3 protein-coding genes are annotated in these 1,250 nt (G+C 69.8%); 2 read left to right on the top strand and 1 reads right to left on the bottom strand.

What is annotated here, in order from left to right:
- Positions 1-397, top strand: a 397-nt coding sequence (locus AC2VON_RS08195) for a Rossmann-fold NAD(P)-binding domain-containing protein (protein ID WP_486952503.1), incomplete at its 5' end; no start/stop codon positions are given.
- A 59-nt stretch (positions 398-456) separates the two neighbouring features.
- Entirely contained in the window at positions 457-837 is a 381-nt protein-coding gene (locus tag AC2VON_RS08200) for a DUF427 domain-containing protein (RefSeq protein ID WP_486952504.1), read from the top strand.
- Here the strand turns inward: AC2VON_RS08200 and AC2VON_RS08205 are convergent.
- The gene (locus AC2VON_RS08205) at positions 831-1,232 is read right to left on the bottom strand and encodes a nuclear transport factor 2 family protein (RefSeq protein WP_407684936.1); all 402 of its coding nucleotides are present in this window, start codon (positions 1,230-1,232) and stop codon (positions 831-833) included. The genes AC2VON_RS08200 and AC2VON_RS08205 overlap by 7 nt on opposite strands.
- Between the last annotated feature and the right edge of the window lie 18 nt (positions 1,233-1,250).

Genomic DNA, 1,250 nt, shown 5'->3' on the forward strand with positions numbered 1-1,250 from the left:
CGACGACGCCGCCCGGGCGATGATCCTGGCCGCCGAGCGCGGGCGCGTCGGCGAGCGCTACCTGGTCTCGGAGAAGATGATCGCGCTGAACGACGTCGTGCGAATCGCCGCCGACGAGGCCGGCGTGGCGCCGCCGCGACGCGCGATCTCGGTGCCCGTGCTCTACGCGATGGCCGCGCTGGGCAGTCTGCGGGCCCGGCTGAGCGGCAAGGACGCCGAGCTCAGCCTCACCTCGGTGCGCATGATGCGCGCCGAGGCCCCCGTCGACAGCGGCAAGGCCAGGCGCGAATTGGGTTGGCAGCCGCGCCCGGTCGAGGAGTCGATCCGGGAGGCCGCCCGGTTCTGGGCCGCGATGCGCACGCCGAAGGACACGAGCGCGACCGCCCGGCCCGAGTAGGCGCGCCTAGGCTCGGTGGCGGGCCGTGCACGCCGCACGCGCCTGAGGAGGTAACAACCATGAGCCACCCCGAGATCAAGGAACCCAGCGCCGGGCACCCGATCACCATCGAGCCGACACCGGGACGGGTACAGGTGCGCGTCAACGGCGAGCTGGTCGCGGAGACCACCGCCGCGCTGCAGCTGCACGAGGCCACTTTGCCCGTCGTGCAATACATTCCGATGGACGACGTGGTCGCCGAACGGCTGACCCGCACCGACACCAGCACCTACTGCCCGTTCAAGGGCGAGGCCAGCTACTACAGCGTGACCACCGGCGCCGGGGACACCGTCGACGATGCGATCTGGACCTACGAGCAGCCCTACCCCGCGGTCGCGGCGATCGCCGGGCACGTCGCGTTCTACCCCGACAAGGCCGACATCAGCGTGTCCGCTCAGTAGGGGACCCACCCGGGCAGCGCCGCGGCCTGCGCCCGGGTGTCGCTGTACAGGCGCATCGAGACGATCAGCCCCTCGCGGGTGTCGACGATGCACACGAACGGGCTGTCGTAGGCGACGCCGTCGATGGTCGTTCCGGTGGCCTGCGCCTCCACGACCACCGTGTCGCCCTCGTTGACGCAGCGCAACAGGTCGACGGTGACTTCGAGGTTCTGTTTGCGCCGTTCGATCGCCCGCCGGAACGTCTCCTTGTCGCAGGAGGTGCGCGTATACAGGGTCCAGTAGGTGAAGTCGTCGCTGAGCAGCGAGAAGCCCTCGTCCAGGTCGCCGCCTTCGCTGGTGCACTGGAAGAACATCCAGGCCAGCTCTCCCTGCGGGTCGTCGAACGGCGTCGTCACATCGCAATACTGTCCTGG

This window comes from Mycobacterium sp. TH-M82 (genome assembly GCF_057473605.1).